The 14,715-nt window shown below is 72.8% G+C and carries 8 protein-coding genes, 1 tRNA gene and 2 pseudogenes; 2 read left to right on the forward strand and 9 right to left on the reverse strand.

Annotated features, from left to right (window positions below; all coding sequences use genetic code 11):
- Positions 1–102 precede the first annotated feature (102 nt).
- A pseudogene (locus KJS59_RS28075) lies at positions 103–642 on the reverse strand (DUF3159 domain-containing protein); the annotation flags it as partial.
- Between the two features lie 42 nt (positions 643–684).
- Positions 685–2,142 (reverse strand): S9 family peptidase, encoded by a 1,458-nt coding sequence (locus KJS59_RS28080; RefSeq protein ID WP_213456538.1) that lies wholly within the window; start codon positions 2,140–2,142, stop codon positions 685–687.
- A gap of 126 nt (positions 2,143–2,268) precedes the next feature.
- Between KJS59_RS28080 and KJS59_RS31545 the strand changes: the two genes are divergently transcribed.
- The gene (locus tag KJS59_RS31545) at positions 2,269–3,207 is read left to right on the forward strand and encodes a LuxR C-terminal-related transcriptional regulator (RefSeq protein ID WP_376771288.1); all 939 of its coding nucleotides are present in this window, start codon (positions 2,269–2,271) and stop codon (positions 3,205–3,207) included.
- Between the two features lie 82 nt (positions 3,208–3,289).
- Here the strand turns inward: KJS59_RS31545 and KJS59_RS28090 are convergent, their stop codons facing one another.
- The 6 genes and pseudogenes from KJS59_RS28090 to KJS59_RS28115 form a co-directional block, all read right to left on the reverse strand.
- Entirely contained in the window at positions 3,290–5,722 is a 2,433-nt protein-coding gene (locus tag KJS59_RS28090; protein WP_213456540.1) for a DUF3488 and transglutaminase-like domain-containing protein, read from the reverse strand.
- 11 nt (positions 5,723–5,733) lie between these two features.
- Positions 5,734–6,918: a DUF58 domain-containing protein gene (locus KJS59_RS28095; RefSeq protein ID WP_213456542.1), complete on the reverse strand. Its 1,185-nt coding sequence runs from the start codon at positions 6,916–6,918 to the stop codon at positions 5,734–5,736.
- Positions 6,915–7,232, reverse strand: a complete 318-nt coding sequence (locus KJS59_RS28100) for a hypothetical protein (protein ID WP_213456544.1) — start codon at positions 7,230–7,232, stop codon at positions 6,915–6,917. The genes KJS59_RS28095 and KJS59_RS28100 overlap by 4 nt, the downstream gene beginning before the upstream one ends.
- A gap of 205 nt (positions 7,233–7,437) precedes the next feature.
- A pseudogene (locus KJS59_RS28105) lies at positions 7,438–8,427 on the reverse strand (AAA family ATPase); the annotation flags it as partial.
- 43 nt (positions 8,428–8,470) lie between these two features.
- Positions 8,471–11,110 (reverse strand): fibronectin type III domain-containing protein, encoded by a 2,640-nt coding sequence (locus KJS59_RS28110; protein ID WP_249715019.1) that lies wholly within the window; start codon positions 11,108–11,110, stop codon positions 8,471–8,473.
- Positions 11,111–11,268: 158 nt separating this feature from the next.
- Entirely contained in the window at positions 11,269–12,591 is a 1,323-nt protein-coding gene (locus KJS59_RS28115) for a fibronectin type III domain-containing protein (RefSeq protein WP_213456549.1), read from the reverse strand.
- 153 nt (positions 12,592–12,744) lie between these two features.
- On the opposite strand from KJS59_RS28115, the gene KJS59_RS28120 reads away from it, so the two are divergent.
- Positions 12,745–12,828 (forward strand) — tRNA-Leu (locus KJS59_RS28120).
- Here KJS59_RS28120 and KJS59_RS28125 read toward each other — a convergent pair.
- Positions 12,810–14,549 carry a recombinase family protein gene (locus KJS59_RS28125; protein ID WP_213456551.1) on the reverse strand — a complete coding sequence of 580 codons (1,740 nt, stop codon included), beginning with the start codon at positions 14,547–14,549 and terminating at the stop codon, positions 12,810–12,812. The genes KJS59_RS28120 and KJS59_RS28125 overlap by 19 nt on opposite strands.
- Between the last annotated feature and the right edge of the window lie 166 nt (positions 14,550–14,715).

Below are 14,715 nucleotides of genomic sequence, written 5' to 3' on the forward strand. Positions count from 1 at the left end.
CGGCCCATTGGCATCGTGGTACCGGCACGCCGATTTTTGGCCTGTCATGTCCCGGTAGATGTGTCAAGGCGGTGTCCCGGTACTTGTGTCATGGGGTTGGGGGGCCACGCCCAGGGCGACCACCAGGTCCCCCTCGTACAGCGGGAGGAACACCGCGACCCGCAGGGCGTACTGGGCCGTCCAGACGAGGCTGCCGCGGCCGTAGGCGCGCGGCAGGTCCGGGTCACGCCGCCAGCGGGTGCGCTGGCCGAGGACGATGCCGACGATCACGCCGAGCAGTGGCCACCGGATGGCGGTGCTGACCGCGAACAGCAGCGCGCTCGCCGCGTTCGCGAACAGTTGTAGCAGGAAGAAGTCGGCGGCGCGGCCGGTGCGCAGGGCGATCAGCGCCGCCACGCACACGCCGATCAGGCCGATCAGTACCGCGCGGGGGCGGTCGGCCCGGTACAGCCGCCACGCCGCCACGGCCAGGCCGACCGCCAGCGCCGTGACCGCGCCGGCGAGCACCGAACGGCCGGACGCCAGCCAGCCCGCGACGAAGCCGAGCGGGGGCAGGCTGGCGTCCACCGCGCCGCGCCGCCCGCCGAGCAGGTCGGCCAGGGACTCCTGCGCCGTCACCTGCTTCGTCTCCCGCTCCCTCAATCGGGAAGCGTATCCGGGTGGGATCGGGCGTAGCGGGACTGCTTACGGCATGAGGAGTCCCCAGTAGAGCGCCCAGGGTAGGAACACGACCGCGGCAGTGAGCGGGGGTGCGAGCCGCAGGGCGGCGCCGGTCCGACGGTGAGTGCGCCACCAGGCCACGGCGGTGGCGACGGCCGTGGCGACCGTGCCGGCCGAAAGCGCTTGCAGCACAAGCCAGGGAACCGTACGGCCGAGGACGATTGGGCCGATTGCGGTCTCGTTCGACAGCAGCAGGACGCCGGTGTAGCCGAGCCACCCCGGTACGGCGGTCAAGCCGGCGGCTACCAGCCACCGGGCCGGGCGGGCGGCCGGCGGGGTCTGGCGTCGCCCCGCGAGCCGGCGGATGAACCCGGTCAGCGGGTAGCCCGCGAAGCCCGCCACCATGATCCCCAGCGCGGCCAGTTGGGCCGCCGGCGACTCATACCACGGTAGGGGCGGCATCGGGCTGGTGGTTGTCTCCTGCGCCGGTGGGGGATCGGCACGGGGGGCCGGCGGGGCGTCGGCCAAGGCTTGGACCCATGATCCGATCAGGTCGACGTAACCCGGCGCGAACCGCCCCGCGGGCGTGATCCAGTTGTGGACGGCGAAGCCGCCCTCCGTGGCCAGGTAACCGGCGTGGTCACCGTCCCGGAGCACGCGCAGGGTGTAGCTGGGGTTGCCGGCCCGGCCGAGGGCGTCGGCGAAGATCGCCATGCTCTCGGCCGGCGGGCTGACCGTGTCGCGCTCGCCCCAGATCGCCAGTACGGATTGGTGCAGCCGCCTCAGCACGAGTACCGGGTCGTAGTCCGCCTCGGGGAACCATCCGGCGCCGGTCATGAGCCGCACGATGGTGGCCGGATAGACGCGCGCCATCGAGCCGGAGGCACCCGCTTCGCGTAGCCGGTTGGCCTTGCCCCACGCCTCCTGCCGCGCCGGCGGGACCCCGCTGGCCCCCACGGTGATCACGAAGGCGACCTCGTCGGAGGCGGCCGCGGCCAGGGGCGCGACCCAGCCCCCCTCGCTGAGGCCCCACAGGCCGACCCGCACCGGATCGATGCCCTCGCGGGTGCGCAGCAGCCGGACGGCGGCCAGCGCGTCGTCCGCCAGCCGCGCGTACGACCGGTCCACCAGGGAGTAGCCATCGGTCCGCTTGTCATAGATCAGCGTGACGATGCCGGTCCGCGCGAACGCCTCGGCCTCCTGGCGCAGCCACTCGCGCGGGCCTGGTCCTCCGCCGTGGACCAGCACCATGCCCGGTCGCGGCGGGTGCTCGCCGGCCGGCGCCACGACGGTGCCGTGGAGCACTGTGCCGTCGCTGCTGGAGAAGGAGACGTCGGTCGCGACCAGATCGCCGGCGGGCGCGGCGTACGCCGGAACCGTGGCCAGGACGGGCACCCCGGCCGCGGCGAGGGTGACGAGGGCGAGGCTGATCGTGCGAAGGCGGCTGGCCACCGCGGACGGTTGTCTCGTTGCGTCGTTCATGCGGCGAGCGTCGGCCGCGGCGGCCCTGGCGTCGCTGGTGCTAACACCCGAACTGTGGATGGTGGGCTTTTCCCTACCCGCGACGTCAACCAGACTACGGAGGTGTCCACCCGAACCACTGCCGGAATGACCGGTCGGCTCCGGCTACTGGGCAGCGCCGTCGCCCAGCGGCTGCGGTTGCTCGGCTGGGCGTGCGTGCTGGCGGCGCTGAGTCTGGCCGGGCTCGGGTTGCTGGCCCTGATCCTGGTGGCGTTGCCGCTGCTGGCTGTGTTTCCGGCCGGCGTCTGGCTCCTCCTGTCCGCGCTGCGGCTCGTCCGCGGCTTCGCTGACGCCAACCGGTGGGTCATCGGTAGCACGCTGCATGACGGGCGCCCGCTCGGTTACGGCTCCGCCGCCTTCGACCCCGGTGGCCTCCGGGCGCTGGCGAGCCTTCCCCCAGCGCAGTCCCCGCAGCCGTCCGGGGGCCGGTGGCGCCAACTACGCACGCTCGCTGGCGAGTCCGCCACCCGGCGGGATCTGGCCTGGCTACTGCTCACCAGCCCGGCCGGGCTCGTCGTGGCGTTCGTCGTGGGCGTGTCGCCGGCCGTGTGCCTGCACTTTGCGTCGCTGCCGGTGGTACGCCCGGCGCAGTCCGGGGTATGGACGGTCAACAGTGCGTTCATCGGAATCCCGATCGGTCTGGTCGGCCTGGTGCTGTGGTGGTGGGCGGCGCCACCGGTCCTGCACGGCTACGCGCTGCTCTCCCGCCGGCTGCTGGGATCCGCGGCGACCGCCGCCCTCACCACCCAGGTCCGGCGGTTGGTAGCGGCTCGCTCAGCGCCGGTGAGCCCCGCAGCGGCCGCGCCGGCCCGGCAAGCCCGGCTGGAGAGCCTGACCCCGCGGGAGCGGGAGGTGCTGGCGCTGGTCGCGGAGGGCCGCACCAACGCGGCCATCGCCGCCCGCCTCTACATCAGCGAAAAGGCCGTCGACAAGCACATCACGAGCATGTTCCGTAAGCTCGACCTGACCAACTCGGCCGAGGACAACCGCCGCGTCCTGGCGGCGCTTTCCTACCTCCGCGACTGAGCGCGGACGCACCGCCGCGCCCGGTTCGCGGCGTTCCCCGCACGCGGGGGGCCGGCAGGCCGTTTCCACCCGGGCCAGGCGTTCAGGATTTCTCCCGGTGGCGCTGCCAGCGCAGCGGGCCGGGATGCAGCGACCAGACGACCCGCCGCCACCAGGAGCGCTGCCCACGCAACCGCTCCGCGTAGTCCACGGCCCGCTCGGCCGCCGTCCGCGCGTCGTCGAGTTCGGTGGCGTCCGGGGCGAACGCGGCCGCGTTGACCAGATCCGCCAGTTCGCCGACGCCGGGCACCGCCGGCCGCACCGCCAACCCGACAGCGCCGCCTCCTGGCCCGCCGCCGATCCGGCCGCCGCTGCTCGGGCCGCCTCCCACGGGTGACCCGGCGGCGTCGCGGCCGTCGCGCGCGTTACGACCGCCGCCCACTTCGCTGCCGCCGCCCGTTGTGTTGCTGGCGGCCTTGCGGCGGCCCCGGAGGGGGCCGTCTGGGCCGCTGGTGTTGTCGCCGGACTCGCCCGGGGTCGGCTCGCCGGCCGCCACGGCGGCGGCGTGCTCCGCCACCTCCGTCGCGGACATGTGCGGGTTGGCGGGCCGGCCGGCCAGGCGCAGCGCGTCGGTCAGTTCGAGCCACGCCCCCGCGACGCGCTCCGCCGGCGGTCCCTCCTCCAACCGGCGCCTGCGCAGCGTCCGCCGCAGCGTGACCATGGTCACCGCGAACGCCACCAGCAGCAGGACCAGTAGCACGCCGCCCCCGGCGCCCACGACCACACCGGTCGGCACCCCGCCGGCGCCGGCGCTCGCCGCGTCGTCCGCCGCCGGGGCGGTGGTCATCGGTGGCACCGTGCCGGTCGGCGCCTCGGTCGGCGGGGGAGTGGACTCCTCCGGCTTCGGCCGGAAGTCCTCCTCGACCGGGCGGGGTGTCGCGTTCGGCTGGGGCAGCGGGTCGAACGCCACCCAGCCAAGATCCTGGAACAGCACCTCCGGCCAGGCGTACCCGTCGCCGCCGCGTACCACGGTCGAGCCTGGTCGGGTGCGGAAGCCGACGATGATCCGGGTGGGCAGGCCGGTGAGCCGGGCGAGCAGCGCGAACGACGCCGCGAACTGCTCGGAGGTGCCCTTCTGGCCGCCGCCGTTGGCCGGTCCGAACAGGAAGAAGCCCAGGTTCGGGTACGCGTGCCCGCTGGGCGCGTCGCTGACCAGCCGGTAGTGCTCGGCGAGAAACTGCTCGATCGCCGTGGCCCGGTCGTACGGGGCGCCGTGGTCGGCGTTGAGTTGCTGGGCGAGGCGCTGGACCTGCTCGGGTACCCCCGGGCCGACCGCCAGCATCCGCTGCGCGGCGGGGCCGGCGGGTACGTCGGCGAGCGGCAGCAGGTTCACGTCCGGTACGCGGTCGACGGAGGTCACCTCGTACCGCAGGCCCGGGGTCAGCCCCTCCGGCCGGATCAGCGTCCCGCTCGCCTGGTCGTAGGCCACTCGCGCGCCGTCCACCTGTGTCGGGGTGGCCGCGGCGGGCAGCAGCCGCCCGGACAGGTCCCCGATCGTGATCTCCTGGCGCAGCGGGCGGCCGGGCGTGCCCCCGGTTCCGTCGCTGGTCGGCGGCGGCAGCACCCGCCCGGCGGACCGGTACGTCGCCCCGACCCGCCAGGTCACGCCGTCGTAGTCGGACAGCACGGCCAGGCGGATCGCCGTGCCGTCCGCTGGGGGAGCCCCGTCGATGGACACGTTCAGCAGTTCCTGCTGCGGCGCGAGCGCCCAACCGGAGATGCGGCTCAGCGGGTTCTCGTCGAGGGTGTCGAGGCGTGGCGGGGTCACGTACTGGCGCGGGTCGACGGGGCGGGTGTCGATGCGGGCGGCGATCTGCGGCGCCAGCGCGACGGTGGTGCCCGCCACGGCCGCCAGCGCCAGCGTGCCGCCCGCGAACCCGCGTAACCGCAGCGCCGCCGGCGCGTCCCTTGTGGACTTCCCGCGCCTGCCGCCGACGGCGAGCCCGAGCGCCGCCAGCGCCGCATAGCCGAGCGTGACGGTCAGGGCGGGTTCGGCGTTCGGCCCCACCAGGTACAGCGCCCCGGCGAACAGGAGTGTCGGCGCCGCGTACCCGAGCAGCACCCGCCGGGCCCGGATCGCGATCTCCGTCGCGGCCAGCCCGGCGAGCCAGGCCGCGGCCACGGGTATCAGCACCGTGTCCGGCTGCGGCTGCACCGGGATCATGGCGGTGAGCAGCCGCGGGATGCCGTTGGCCACCGCGTCCGCGGTGAGGTCCCGCAGCGTCCCGGGTAGCTCGGCGCGGCGGGCGGCCACGCTGATCGCCCACAGTGTGTAGCCGGCCATCGCGAGCACGGACACCGGCGCGACCAGCCAGTTCGGCAGCCGCCGGGCCGTCGCGCCAAGCCCGACCGAACCGGCCGCCGCGCCCAGCAGCAGCCAGGTCAGCAGGCTGTCCGCGTAGATCCGGCTGAGCAGCACGCCGGACGCCGCCACCATCGCGATCAGCACCGCCGGCAGCACGATGGCGCGGGCCATTCCCGCCGGCCTCACCACGCGCGCACGCCGTCCCACTCGGCCGCGAACTGCGCGCCGTCCGCGGCGTCGATCACGACCACGCCCGCCCCGCCCGGCGTCGAGCCGTCCGCGCCGAACACGCCGACCACTACCGACGAGTACGCGGGGCGCAGCGCGCCGACCGTGCCGAGGTCGTCGCGCCCGAGCGGGCCGGTGAGGAAGACCACGGTGTCGCCGACCCGTTGGTGCCGTAGCCGGTCGGTGGCGACCCGCAGGGACTCCGCCGGGGTCTGCGCGGGTTGCCCCGGGGGCGTGAGGTCGGCCTCGGCGAGCAGGTCGAGGAACCCGGCCGTGGCCTGGGCGCGCCCGCCCGTCCCGCCGGCCGCCGCCCCGGAGACCAAATGCAGCGTGATCGGCAGGTCCTCCCGCACCGCTGCCGCCACCACGGACGCCGCCGCCTCGCACGCCGACTCGAACGTCTCGACCACCCCGTCGGCCGGGCGCGGGTAGGCGGCGGCCCGGTCGTCGAGCAGCACCACGATGCTCGGCAGGCTGGTGTCCACGTGCTCGCGCACCATCAGCTCACCGACCCGCGCGCTGGTGCGCCAGTGCACGTGCCGCAGTTCGTCGCCGACCACGTATGGCCGCAGCGAGTCGAACGTGATCGATCCGTGCGGCACCTTGTCGACCAGGCCGTCGAGGCTGCGCGTCGCGCCGGCCGGCACCGCGGAAAGCTGGTGGATGCGCGGGTGCACCCAGACCTGCGCGGTGCCGCCCTGGCTGCGCGCCATCGTGACCAGCCCCAGCGGGTCGCGCCGGCTGACCCGCAGCGGCCCGATCGGCACCACGCCCCGCCGGCTCGTGGGCACCGGGTAGTTCACCACCGTGTCCCGCTTCGGGCGCAGACGCAGCAGCGGGACGGGCACGGTGGCCCGCCCGCACCGGTCCTCGGCGATCATCGTGGCGGCGCGGAACCGGCTCGTGTTGTGCACGGTCAGCGTCACGGTGCTCGACTCGCCACGCCCGACGCGGTCGGGGTCCGCCAGCCGCGACACGGACAGGCTCGGCCGCCAGCCGGTGTAGGCGAGCGCGCAGAGGACCGCCACGATCGCGGCGCAGCCGAGTACGGCCAGCTCCGCGTAGCCGAACGCGTACCCGGTGACGAGGCCGGCGACGCCGGCGACGAGCAGCCCGATCCCGCGCGAGGTGACCTTCATCCCGTCACCTCGTCACCACCGGCGCCGCCGGGCGCGGCCGCGTTGCGGTGCGTGGCCGTGCTGCGGTCGGTGGTTGCGCTGTGGGCGGTGGCCGTGCTGCGGTCGGTGGTTGCGCTGTGGGCGGTGGTTGCGCTGCTGGCGGTGGTCACGCTATGCGCGGTGGTGGTGCGGTGGGCGGTGGGCGTAGCGCCGGGGGCGGTTGTGTTGCGGGGTGCGGCCACGCCGGCGGCGGCGGTCGCGTTACGGTTGGCCGCCGCGCTGCGGGCGGTGTGCTTCGCAGCGCCCGTACGCCGCGAACTCAGCGCATCAGCCACCGTGGGCATGGGCGGTGCCGTTCGCGTGACCCGGCCCGGCCGCCCCGTAGCCGCCGCCGCTCTGGTACACCGGCGCCGACGCGCGGCCGGCCGTGTTGGCCTGCCCGCTCGCCTGCGCCGGCGGCGCGGGGGGCGCGCCGCCGGGCGTCGCCCCGCGGGTCGGGCGGGAACCGTGACTCCCGGCGGTGGGTGGGGTGACCGCCCCACCCGCGCCCTGCCCGTGCTGGCCGGGCGGCAGCGGCACCGGTACGGACTCGACCGCCTCGCGGAGCACGTCCGCCGCCGCGAGCCCGCGCAGTTGGGCGTCGGGGGAGAGCAGGATGCGGTGCGCGAACACCGGCTCCAGCAGCGCCTTGAAGTCCTCCGGCAGCACGAATGCCCGGCCGTCGATGAGCGCGTACGCCTGCGCGGCCCGGGTCAGCGCGATGACGCCGCGCGGGCTGACCCCGATGCGCACCTGCGGGTGCTCGCGGGTGGACGTGGCCAGCCGGACGGCGTACGCGTACAGCGGGTCGGCGATGTGGACCCGCTGCACCAGCCGGATGGCCTCGCCGACGGTCGCCGTGTCGGTGACCGGCTCGAGTTGGTCGGGGGACCGGACCGCCGCACCGCGCAGCACCTCCACCTCGACGGCCTCGTCGGGGTAGCCGACGGACAGCTTCATCAGGAACCGGTCGAGTTGGGCCTCCGGCAGCCGGTACGTGCCGTCCATCTCGACCGGGTTCTGCGTGGCGACCACGAGGAACGGCCGGGGCACGGCGTGCCGCACACCGTCCACGGTCACGAAGCGCTCCTCCATGACCTCCAGCAGCGCGGACTGCGTCTTCGGCGACGCCCGGTTGATCTCGTCCGCGATGACGATGTTCGCGAACACCGGACCGGGGTGAAACTCGAAGCCCCGGTTCGCCTGGTTGAAGATCGTGACGCCGGTGACGTCGGCGGGGAGCAGGTCCGGCGTGAACTGGATGCGCCGCCACTGCCCCCGCACCGACGCCGCCATCGCCCGCGCCAGTGTGGTCTTGCCGACTCCTGGAACGTCCTCCAGCAGCACGTGCCCCTGGGCGAACAGCGCCGTGAGCGCCAACCGGACCACCGCCGGCTTGCCGAGCACGATCGAGCCGATGCTGTCGGCCAGGTGCCCGGCGAGGCCGGCGAAGCCCTGCATGTGCCCGCGGGTCAGCGGTTCGGTGCCCATGCCCATGTTCACGTCCGGTGGTGCTCCTCGCTGGAGAACGGGTTCAGCACTTGGGCAGCGCGCCGGGATCATCCCCGCCGTCGAGGTTGAACCATGCCCATGGCGTGTAGTACTGCCCGTTGTTCGCCTTGATCTTGATCCAGGTGGTGCTCCGCTTTTCGTGGTTGTAGATGTACGCGTACACCTCGTCGCCGCCGTCGTACCGGCACACCGCGTCGTACTTCTGCCCGTGGTTGGTCTTGCCGACCTGCCCCGAGTACAGCTGCTTCGGGTCGCTCTGCAATTCCAGCGCGTTGCGCTGGTCGTTGCACCAGGCGGCCTGGGCGGGGTCGGTGCTGCTGGTGTAGCAGTAGGCCGTGCCCTGGAGCGTTTTCGTGGCCTGGGCCTTGGACGTGGTGGCGTTGCCGGCCGCGTTGCTCGCCGTGACGGTGAAGGTGTACGACGTGCTCGCCAGCAGCCCGGTCACCCGGATGCTGGTGCAGCCGCCGGTCACGGTCGCCCCGCCGAAGCCGCTGACCGAGCACGTGGTGGTGCCGCGTCCGGCGTCGACGGTCAGCGCCAGCGTCACGGACGTGTAGTCGGTGGCCGACACGCTCACCTGGTTGATGACCGGCGGCGCGACGGTGCGGGCGGTGGCGGTCGCCGGCGCGCTCTCGCCGGCTTCGTTGACCGCCCGGACCGTGACCTGGACGTTCTGCCCGTCGCCCAGCCCGGACAGCTCCACCGACGTGCCGCCGGTGACGTCCTGGCTCTTCCCGCCCGCTGTCACCACGTACTTCGTGATGGGGCGGCCGTTCTCGGCCGGCGGCGACCAGGCGACCCGCACCGCGCCCTGCTTGTCGGCCACCGTGGTGGCATCCAGCCCGGCCGGCGCCTCCGGCACCGTGAACGGCACCACGCTCTCGCTGATCGGGGACGACTCCGAGCCGGCGCCAATGTCGTTGATTGCCACCACGGTGAACGCGTACTGGCTGCCGTACTCCAGGTCGCCCTTGCGCGTGATCAGTTCGGTGCCGGTGGCCTCGCCCACGGGTGCGCTGGCCCCCGCCGAGACCGCCGTCACCGCGTACTTGCTGATCTTGTGACCCTGGCCGTTGGCGGCCGGCCACGACACGGTGACGGTGCCGTCCTTGTTGGCCACCGCGGTGACGCTGGTCGGCGCGTCCGGCACCTCGGACGTGGGCACCACCGGGTTGCTGGTCCGCTTCGGGCCGGCGCCCTTGGCGTTGACCGCGTGCACGGTGAACCGGTACGTCTCGCCGTTGGTCAGCTCCGTGACGTCCAGCGATCGCTGGTCGGCGCCCACGTCCCAGGTCTTGCCGGCGCCCTCCACCACGTACTTGCTGATCGGCGAACCGTTCTCCGCCGCCGGACGCCAACTCACCCGCGCCTGCGCGTTCCCGGCCGCGGCGGTGACGCTGCGCGGCGCCCCGGGCGGGCCCACCTGCGGCTTGCTCGGCGGTGGCGGCGGCGGGGGAACGGGCGGCGGGTCCCCACCGAGGATGTCGTTGGCGTACTTGTCGACCGTCTTCACGTGGTGCTTCTCATCGACGACCCGGGCGGTCGCCGAGTTCGGGGCGTTGATGAACAGGTGGTTCTCCCGGACCTCCAGTTCGAGCGGCCCGTTCGCCCCCTTCACCGAGATGGTCTCGACGAGCTTGCCGGACGGGTCCAGCACGTACACCGTGCCGGTCGCGTCGTCCGGGCAGTAGAACCGCCCGGCCCAGGCCACCGCCGGCCGCAGTTGTGGCCCGTCGCCGGGCACCCGGAAGTCGTGCACCTGGTCGCCCTGCACCACGTACACGTGCCGGTTGTCCACCACGGTCACCGGCACTTCGGCGCCGTTGGTGCGGTTCGGGAGCGTCCCGGGCGAGGTCAGCGGCAGGGTCACCGGCACCTGCCGGTCCCCGCGCACCGTGGTCAGCACGTTGACGGTGCGGTCCAGCACGGCCACACCGTCGTCGAGCGCCGACAGCGCCAGGTCGTGGCTGGGCGGCGCGACCGCGTGGGTGCGCACCTGGCGCGGGCTCAGCGACCCGCCCACCCCGCCGGACCCGTCAGTAGGCGGCAGCGGCGCCGCCGTGACCGCCGATACGGTGCCCTCGCCGGGCAGGGCGATCCACAGCCGCCCCTCGCCGTCGAAGGTGCCCCCGGCGATGCCCGGGGGGTAGCGGATCGGCTCGCCGATCGGCTGGAGCGAGCGCGGGTCCAACTGCCGCACGATGCCCTGCACCGCGTCGATGACGAAGGCCGCCTCGTCGTGCAGCGCGACCGAGACACCGATGCCGGGGGTGGTCGAGCTGGTGGCGGTGATCTGCAGCGTCGCCGGATCCAGCGCGCTGACCTGCCCCGTGTTCAGGTCGCGCAGCAGCAGGAACTGGTCGGTCTGGGTGACCTGCATGGCGTGCGCCTGCGCACCCGCCACCTTCAGGCGGGTGTCCACCCGCCCGGTGGTCCCGTTGACCCGTGCCACCTCGCCCCGTGCGGAACTCCACAGCCAGGCCGCGGCGTCGTAGTTGGCCATCGCGTGGTCGGCCGTGCCGATGCCCAACGCGGTCAACCCCATCGCCGCCACCAGTGACGCCACCACGGCGGCGGTGACCAGCCAGCCCCGCCCCCGTCGCCGCGTCGCCGGCGGCTTCCCGGCGCCGTTTTCCTCCACGTTGACCGCGCTCGTGTCCACCACAGCCGGTCGCCCTCCCACCCGATTCGGCGCCCGGTGGGTCTCTGTCGGCGTTCCTCCCCCCGAGCCGCGTGCCATCATATGGCCTGCGCAACAGCCGTGGGTACCCGTGCGCCTACCCTGTGGACAACTCCCCGATCACGCACTGACCTGCCCGTTCAGGGCGTCGCCGACCCCGTCGCGCCACCCGACGAGCGGTGCGTGCACACGGTGTCCGACTTCGCCAACTCGGTGGTCGAATAGAGCGCGGTCACCGTGAAGCAGTAGTCCAGCTCCGGGTGCAACGCGTTGACCCGGTAGCTGGTCGCGCCCGGATCCAATTGCGCCATCAACCTCGGCTGCTCGCCCTGGCGCCCCCCGGTCACCACGAACGGCACCCGCCCATCCGCCGGGTCCACCCAGGTAAGACTCACCACGTCGCCCTCTTCCGAGAGCCGCAGTTGCCCCGGCGGCGCGGCCGTCACCGTCCCATCGGACGTCGATGGCTCGTCACCGGGCGGCGTCGTGGACCTGTCGTCGCCGAGCACCGCCACCCCGGCCAGGATCGCCGCAACAACGGCCGCCACCGCCGCCACGCTCGCCGCGACGGTCGCCGTCCGTCCCCGTTTGCCACCCGTCTTATACCCGGACGGAGGCGCCCCAACAGCACCGGCCGGCTGGCCGCCTCCGAGGGTTCGGGTCGCGCCCTGCTCGCGTCCAAGAGCCGGGTATTCGTGCTGAAACCCGATGGACCCGAAGGTGCCCGACTGCGGGCCAACCACCGGCGGCATGGCGGCCGACTGTGGGCCGGGCGGCGCCATCCCTGCTGATGTTGCCGGCGGGGCGCTCGGCGCTGGCATCGCCCCTGCTGATGTCGCCGGCGGGGCGCCTGGCGGTGGCATCGTGCCCGCTGGCGTGGCGGGTGGGGCGCTCGGTGGTGGCATCGTGCCCGCTGGCGTGGCGGGTGGGGCGCTCGGTGGTGGCATCATCCCCGCTGGCGTGGCGGGCGGGGCGCTTGATGGTGGCATCGTCCCTGCTGAGATGGCCTCTGTTGGAGCCAGCGGAGTGGCCGAGCCATCCTCGCCGAGGTAGGCCCGCGCCTCCCGCACCATCCAGTGCCCCGCCCCCAGCACCGCCGACCCGGCCGCGGCCACCCGCCCGAAGTTCCGCCGCGCCTCGTGCCGGTTCCCCAACTCCTCGGCCACCGAGCCAAGATCGAACGACATCGCCAGCAGCGTCGGCTCGCCCTCGCCGAACCGCCGCAACCCCGCCGCGAGCGCCTCCTCCAACACCCGCCGGGCCCCGGCCGGATCATCCATGTCCCGGTGCACCCCGGCAAGCAGATGCGCCGCCAGCAGCACCTCCGGATGATCCTCGCCGTACGCCGGCCGAAAGGACTCCAGGGCGCGCTCCAACAACGCCCGCGCCCCGTTCAGATCACCCCCGGCACGAAGCCGGCGGGCATTCTGCGCGACCGCGGCAAGCTGACTCGGCGAAGACACCCCGCCATGCTGCCGCCCAACCCCCGCGAACGCCACCCCGACCCGCCGGATGCCGTGTGCATGATCGTCACCGGCCATGTAGAGTTACGGGCCGTGCGACCCCTGGGACGGCCGGCACCTCGTGCTGACGGCCAGGTACAGTCGTACATGCAGGTCCGGGTGGCGGAATGGCAGACGCGCTAGCTTGAGGTGCTAGTGCCCGTATAGGGCGTGGGGGTTCAAGTCCCCCCTCGGACACGTACAGTTACCCCACAGTAATCAGCGTCAGGCTTAGCCTCGACGCTGATCTTGTTTTGACCGGGGTCGTAGGTGAGAGCGAGCCGTAGCTCGCGGTAGACGTTGCTTTTATCCTCGCTGCGGGCGTCGCGCAGGGTGTTGCGGATGTCATCGAAGCTGCCGATGAGGCGTCGGATGTCCTCCTCGGCAAGGTGACGGGGAGCCGGTTCTTGTGCTGCTTTGTCGCGTTGAGCGATGGCGGCGGCGCGTTGGGCGTTGACCTCGGCCATCCATGCGGCGACGGTGGCGGGGTCGCCTCCGGCGTCTGCGATGGCGCGGTACTGGGCGAGTTTGGCGTCGCACGTGGCAATGATCTTGTTCGCGGCGGTGATCGCTGGCGCGACGCTGTTGGGTCCAGCGGCGGGTTGGGCGGCCTGGAGTCGTTGGATCGTGTCGGTCAGTCGGTGCGGGGCGAAGGCTTTGAGGAGCCAGTTGTCGAGTGCCGGGACGATGTCTCGTTCCGCGACGTAGACGTTGCGGGGGTGTTGGACGTGGTTAGCGAGGGCGTACTCGTTGGGGTAGCGGCACCGGTAGTAGGCGGACTCGTGTGCCTGGTGGCTTTGCATTTTGCGTCCGCACAGCCCACAGAGCATGAGTCCGCGAAGCACATAGTGGCGACGCACCTTCTGTAGCCGATTGCCGGTGCGGCCTCGGCCGCCGGCCGCCATGATCGTTTGCGCTAGCTCGAAGTCGTTGACGGTGACGAGCGGTGGATGGGCGATCGTGTCGGACCACACCCAGGAGTCCTTGTCGTTCCAGCGCATCCGGGTTTCGTAGCCGAGTGCGACGTCATTGACGTCGAGGAGTACCTCGTCCTTGCGCTGTTTGTTCCACACCTGCCGCCCGGTGTAGCGGGGGTTGGACAAGATGTTCTTGACGGCGCTCTTGGCCCAGCCTTCGCCGGTGCGATGCGGGTTGCGGGCGGGGTCGGCGGCTGACGGGGACGGGATTCCGTCGCGGGTAAGCGCCTCAGCAATGGCGAAGTAACCGTAGTTGGCGAGGTACATGGCAAAGATACGCCGGACGACGGGCGCAGTGGTCGGGTCGGGCTCCAGCTTGTGTAGACGGCGGCCGTCGGCGGCCTTGGCCGGGTTTGGATGCGGTCCGGCGTCGGCAAGGCGGTACCCATAGGGCGGGCGTCCACCGAGGAACCGGCCCTCGATCTTCGCCTGCGAGGACATCGCCGTCCGGACGCGGACCTTCACACGGGTCCGCTCGCCCTTGGACATGCCGCCGAACACGCTCATGATCAGGTCATGGGCTTCGGACTCGGGGTCGATCGCGCCGCCGACCTCGGGCACCCATAGGCCGACGCCGTAGTGCGAGAAGACGGGCATGGTGAGGCTGTACTGGTTGCCGTAGAACGCGCGTTGGGGCTCGCCGATTACCACCGCGTCGAACCCACGGTTCGGGTCAGCGAGGGCGTCGAGCAGCCTTGCGGCGTGGGGCCGCCGCTTCCATGGCAGGGAACGGGACAAGCCGATGTCGAAGAATTCGGCGACGATGATGCCACCGGCGGGTTCGATGAGACCGGTAGCGCGGGTGATCTGCCAGTTCCTTGACGCCACGGGGTCTTGCTGATCCTCCGTGGAGACGCGGCCGTAGAACGCGAACCGCTGGTACTCGTGTTGGGCGAGTAGTGCGGTGGCGGTGTCTTCGATGCGGGGTATGTCGATGGTCACCGAACGTGTGCCTTCCGGGGTGTAGGGGTACGCGTCCGCCGGCCGCGCAAGGGATTGGGTGGCCGGCGGACGCGCTGTTGCACGGATTCACGCATTTCGGTATGAAGTGATCAAGCGTCGGCGGACTCAACCGGATCCTGACGACGAGTGGCCGTCGAGCGCTGCA

The sequence above is a fragment of the Rhizomonospora bruguierae genome (genome assembly GCF_018397995.1).
In the GTDB taxonomy this organism is placed as follows: Bacteria; Actinomycetota; Actinomycetes; order Mycobacteriales; family Micromonosporaceae; genus Rhizomonospora; species Rhizomonospora bruguierae.